General features: G+C 74.2%; 4 protein-coding genes. 2 read left to right on the plus strand and 2 right to left on the minus strand.

Going from position 1 to position 4,712, the window contains the following annotated elements:
- The coding region (locus OZN99_RS25805; RefSeq protein WP_270938100.1) for a PAS domain-containing protein at positions 1–810 on the minus strand (810 nt) is incomplete at its 3' end.
- 262 nt (positions 811–1,072) lie between these two features.
- Here OZN99_RS25805 and fdhD point away from each other — a divergent pair.
- Together fdhD and mobA are read left to right on the plus strand one after the other, a co-directional pair.
- Positions 1,073–1,969 carry a formate dehydrogenase accessory sulfurtransferase FdhD gene (gene fdhD, locus OZN99_RS25810; RefSeq protein ID WP_270938101.1) on the plus strand — a complete coding sequence of 299 codons (897 nt, stop codon included), beginning with the start codon at positions 1,073–1,075 and terminating at the stop codon, positions 1,967–1,969.
- Complete coding sequence (gene mobA / locus OZN99_RS25815; RefSeq protein WP_270938102.1) at positions 1,959–2,570, plus strand: molybdenum cofactor guanylyltransferase MobA; 612 nt, start codon at positions 1,959–1,961, stop codon at positions 2,568–2,570. Before fdhD ends, mobA begins: the two co-directional genes overlap by 11 nt.
- Before the next feature lie 89 nt (positions 2,571–2,659).
- Here the strand turns inward: mobA and OZN99_RS25820 are convergent.
- The coding region (locus tag OZN99_RS25820; RefSeq protein WP_270938103.1) for a PAS domain-containing hybrid sensor histidine kinase/response regulator at positions 2,660–4,712 on the minus strand (2,053 nt) is incomplete at its 5' end.

The following is a 4,712-nucleotide window of genomic DNA, read 5'->3' on the forward strand; positions in this document are numbered from 1 at the left end:
CTGGCCGGAGGGGCGCGGCAGCGCCAGGCTTCCCGCCGCCGGCAGCAGCCCGACCTGCCCCACCGTGGCCGCCAGCGCCGCCGTCACCGCCCGCGAGAGCGCGTGCCGCACCGCCGGGTCCGGCGCGTCGAGACCGCCCGGTCCCAGCACCAGCCCGTCCTGTTCAGCGGCCATCCGGCGCAGCGCGGCATTCACGAAGACCACGCGCCGCTCCGTGTCCAGCACCGCGACGCCGTCCGGCAGGCCATCCAGCCCGGCCTGCAACGCCCCGCCCGGCACCTCGCGCACGGCGGCCAGTTGCGCCTCCCCGGCGAAGACGCGGCGCAGGTGCGGGAACAGCGCCTCGAGCAGGCGGGTGTCCGCCCCGGTGAAAGGCGGCTCCTTCTCCCGTCGGTGGAAATAGACGCCGCCCACCGTGTCGCCCTCACGCAGCAGCGGCACGCCGAGTGCGTGGAAGGCGGCGTCGTTGGGCCGGCCCCACTCGTTCCAGATCCGGCTGCGCCGCAGGGTCGCCTGCGGCACGATCGCCGCCATGTCGTGCACACCGAGGGGCAGCGTGCCGCCCAGCCGCGCCCAGGGATCGTGCCGGACCCAGAACCGCGCATAGTCCTCCAGCGCGCTGCCGGCCACGCCGCCGCGCCCGGTCGAGATGCTGCCCACCGGCCGCGCGTCGCGGTAGCGGATCCGGTGCACGGCATGGCTCGAGGCGCCGAGCCGATCGGCCAGCCCGGCCATGGCGGCGACGACGCCCTGGCCGTCGAGCAGCGCCTCGTAGAGGCCCAGGGCGAGTGCGGCGGCGTCGGATGCCATGCTGCTCCTGCGGCGGAGGAACGGGCCCGCCGCCACGGCGGCGGGCACCGCGCGACCGGTCAGGCGGGACCGGCACGGCGGATCGCGCCGCGCGGCGCGTCCGGGGGATCGTTGCAGTTATGCGTTCTGCTCTCCCAAATTGGCGCATGCGCGGTGCGCCCCGCAAGACCCATCGGTTGAAAAGGAACGTCTGTTCTCACCTGAACGGGTGAGCCGGGCCCGCCGCTTGCGACCGCACATCCGCCGCCCCAACCTTCTGCGCATGGACACGCCCCTGCTCCGGGTCCAGCCGGACCCGACCGATCCCCGCCTGACGCGCCGCGTCGCCGGACTCGACCACACCGGCGCGCGCATCGAGACGTCCGTGACGGTGGAGCGGCCGCTCACGCTCTACCTGAACGGGCAGGAGATCGTGACGATGATGACGATCCTCGACCGGCCGGAGGACCTGGCGCTCGGCTACCTGCTGAACCAGGGCATGCTGAAACGCGACGACCGTGTCACGGCGGTGGACTACGACGAGGATCTCGGCGTCGTTGTTGTCCGCACGGAACGGCAGACGGATTTCGAGCAGAAGCTGAAGAAGAAGACGCTGACCTCCGGTTGTGCCCAGGGCACTGCCTTCGGCGACCTGATGGAGGACTTTTCCCAGGTGCGCCTGGCGCCTGCGGCGCAGTTGCGGACGAGCTGGCTCTATCGCCTGCTGCACCGGATCAACACGCTGCCCAGCCTCTACCTGGAAGCCGGGGCGATCCATGGCTGCGCGCTTTGCGTGCAGGACCAGCCGGTGGTCTACATGGAGGACGTCGGCCGCCACAACGCGGTGGACAAGATCGCCGGCTGGATGTTCCGCCACGGCGAAGGGCCGGACGACAAGATCTTCTACACGACGGGGCGGCTGACCTCGGAGATGGTCATCAAGACCGTCCGCATGGGCATCCCGATCCTGGTGTCGCGCTCCGGCTTCACCGCCTGGGGCGTGGAGCTGGCGCGGGAGGCGAACCTGACCCTGATCGGACGCTGCAAGGGCAAGCGCTTCGTCGCGCTCGCCGGCGAGGGCCGCATCGTCTTCGACGCCGACCTGGCCTATGTGCCGGAGGAGAGCGCGAAGCACTGGCGCAAGAACAGCGCGGAAGCGATGGGCAGCGATGCGGAGTGACACCCTCGCCGTCGTGTTGGCCGGCGGGCTCGCACGGCGCATGGGCGGCGGCGACAAGCCGCTGCGCCTGGTCGCCGGCCGGCCGCTGCTGGATCACCTGCTGGACCGGCTGCGCCCGCAGGTGCCCGCGATCATCCTGAACGCCAACGGCGACCCGGCGCGCTTCGCGACCTACGGCCTGCCGGTGGTGCCGGACGGCCTGCCCGACCATCCCGGCCCGCTCGCCGGCATCCTCGCTGCGCTGGACCACGCCGCGGCGCACCATCCGGACCTGCCCTGGATGGTCTCCGTCACCGGCGACGCGCCCTTCATCCCCGCCGACCTCGTCGCCCGCCTGCATGCGGCGCGCGAGGCCGAGGGCGTCCCCCTCGCCTGCGCCCGCTCCGCCGGCCAGACGCATCCGCCCATCGGGTTATGGCCCGTTGCCCTGCGGGAGGAGCTGCGCGCGGCGCTGCTGGCCGGCGAGCGCAAGATCGACCGCTGGACCGCCCGCTTCGGCTGCGCCGCCGCCGACTGGCCGACCGACCCCTTCGACCCCTTCTTCAACGCCAATGCGCCGGAGGATCTGGCGGAGGCGGAGCGGATCGCCACGGCAAGGTAGGATGCCGCTTCACACGCGGGCCGCACAGCCGTTTTCGACCCTGAGCAGACCTGTATGCGGGCGGCCGCCGGGCCCGCCCGCCGCCCCGCTCAGGCGCCCAGCAGAGCCGCGACGCACGCGGCGATCTCTTGTCCGCGTGCCGGCTTGCGCAGCGCCGCGAAGCGCCCGCCCTCCGCGCCGCGGGCGGCAAACGTCTCAGTGTCCCCTGTTTGCCCCGTGACAAGCACGGCGGGCAGGCCAGGTCGGCGCAGCCGCGCCTCGCGGATCAGCGCGAGACCATCCAGGCCCGGCATCGTCAGGTCGGTCACGAGCGCGTCCACCAACGCGCCCGCGTCGAGCAGGGCCAGTGCTTGGCTGCCCCCGCCCGCCACCTGCACGTGCAGGCCGGCGGCGGCCAACTCCTCCGAAAGCGCGCCGCGCACGAGCTCCTCGTCATCCACGACGAGGACGCGCAGCCCGACCCGCACGCCCTCCTCCCCCGGCCATGCCTCCGGGACCGCCTCAGGGGCCGCGACGGCCTGTCCTTCCGCCCGGTCAAACCAGAGGGTCACGACCGTGCCGCGACCGGGCGCGCTCTCGATGGCAATGGCGCCACCCGACTGCTCGGCCAACGCTTTCGCCATGGCCAGGCCGAGGCCGGTCCCCTTGCCCACCGGCTTGGTCGTGAAGAGGGGCTCCGCCGCGCGGGCGAGCGTGGCGGCGTCCATGCCGGTGCCGGTGTCGCGCACCGAGAGCCTGACGTACCGGCCCGGCCCCGGTCCGGCCTCGGCGTCCCTGCCGGCGCTGCCAACAGTCTCCTCCATAGCCTCTAAGGTCACGACGCCGCCCTCGGGCATGGCATCGCGGGCGTTGGTTGCCAGGTTGATCAGCGCGGTCTGCAGCTGGTCGCGGTCCGCCAGCAGCGGCGGCAGGTCGGGAGCGGCCGCGACGCGGACCTCGATGCGGGGGCCGAGCGCGGGCTCGAGGATCTCGCGCAGCCCGGCAAGCAGGGCGGCGGGCGCGACCGACCTGACGCGCAGCTCGCCGTGGCGCGCAAAGGCGAGCAACCGGCCGGTCACGGTCGCGCCGCGGCCCACCGCCTCCGACATCAGGCGTGCGAGGTGCCGCACGGCGGCCGGCTCCTCGGCCCGCTGCGAGGCCAGCGCCGCCCCGCTCGAGACGGCCTGGAGGATGTTGTTGAAGTCGTGCGCTATGCCGCTCGCGAGCTGGCCCAGCGCCTCCATCTTCTGCGCCTGGCGCAGCTCCTCCTCCAGCCGGCGGCGCTCGGTCACGTCCTGTTCGATGCCCACCAAGCGCCGCGGGCGGCCCGTCGCTTCGTCGCGCTCCACAACGGAGCCGTGGCACCAGTTCCAGATCCATCGGCCGTCCGGGTGGCGGATCCGTGTCTCCGCCGCCCAGCCGCCCGCCCCGCCAGAGGCGACCGACTCCCAGGCGGCGACGAAGCTGGCGCGGTCCTCGGGGTGCACACGTTCCTCGAGCGTCGCCCAGTCGGGCCCGTCGAGGGGGAACCAGGCGGCGACGGGCAGCCCGCCGCCGAGGATCTCCACGGCGCGCGCGTCGAACCAGGCGGCGCCGCGTGCGAAGTCGATCTCGTAGGTGCCGAGCCCCGCGCCCTCGGTGGCGGCGCGGAGCCGCGCCTCGGCCGCGCGGGCTGCCCGCTCCGCGTCGACCTCGGCGGTGACGTCCCGGCACAGGCTGGAGAGGCGTCGGATCCGCCCGTCCGGCGCGAACTCCGCGGCGCCTTCGTCCTGCAGCCAGACGTCGCGCCCGTCCGGGCGGCGGTAGCGGAAGCGCACGGCGTAGGCGGGCCGATGCGGGGTCGCCCCGGCGAGGGCAGCGAGGACCCGCCCGCGGTCCTCCGGGTGGAGGGTGGCGAGGAAGTCCGAGCCCGTCTCGCACGCGGCCGCCGCCTCGGGCAGGCCGAGGATCGCCGCGGCGCCGGGTGAGCGCAGCACGAGATCCGCTGCCGGGTCGAACTCGAAGGCGAAGACGTGGCCCGCCTCCAGCGCCTGGTTGAGGCGGCGCTCGCCCGCGACGAGGGCGGCGGTTCGCTCGCCCACGCGCGCCTCCAGGCCGGCGTTGGCCGCGGTCAGCGCCGCCTGGCCCCGGCGCACCAGCACGGCCAGGCCGAGCAGCGCCAGC

This window comes from Falsiroseomonas oryzae (genome assembly GCF_027856955.1).
Lineage (GTDB): Bacteria > Pseudomonadota > Alphaproteobacteria > Acetobacterales > Acetobacteraceae > Falsiroseomonas > Falsiroseomonas oryzae.

What these genes read in the sequence shown, in the direction of transcription:
- mobA (WP_270938102.1), top strand. Translation starts at nt 1,959, where the DNA reads ATGCGGAGTGACACCCTCGCCGTCGTGTTGGCCGGCGGGCTCGCACGG.
- fdhD (WP_270938101.1), top strand. Translation starts at nt 1,073, where the DNA reads ATGGACACGCCCCTGCTCCGGGTCCAGCCGGACCCGACCGATCCCCGC.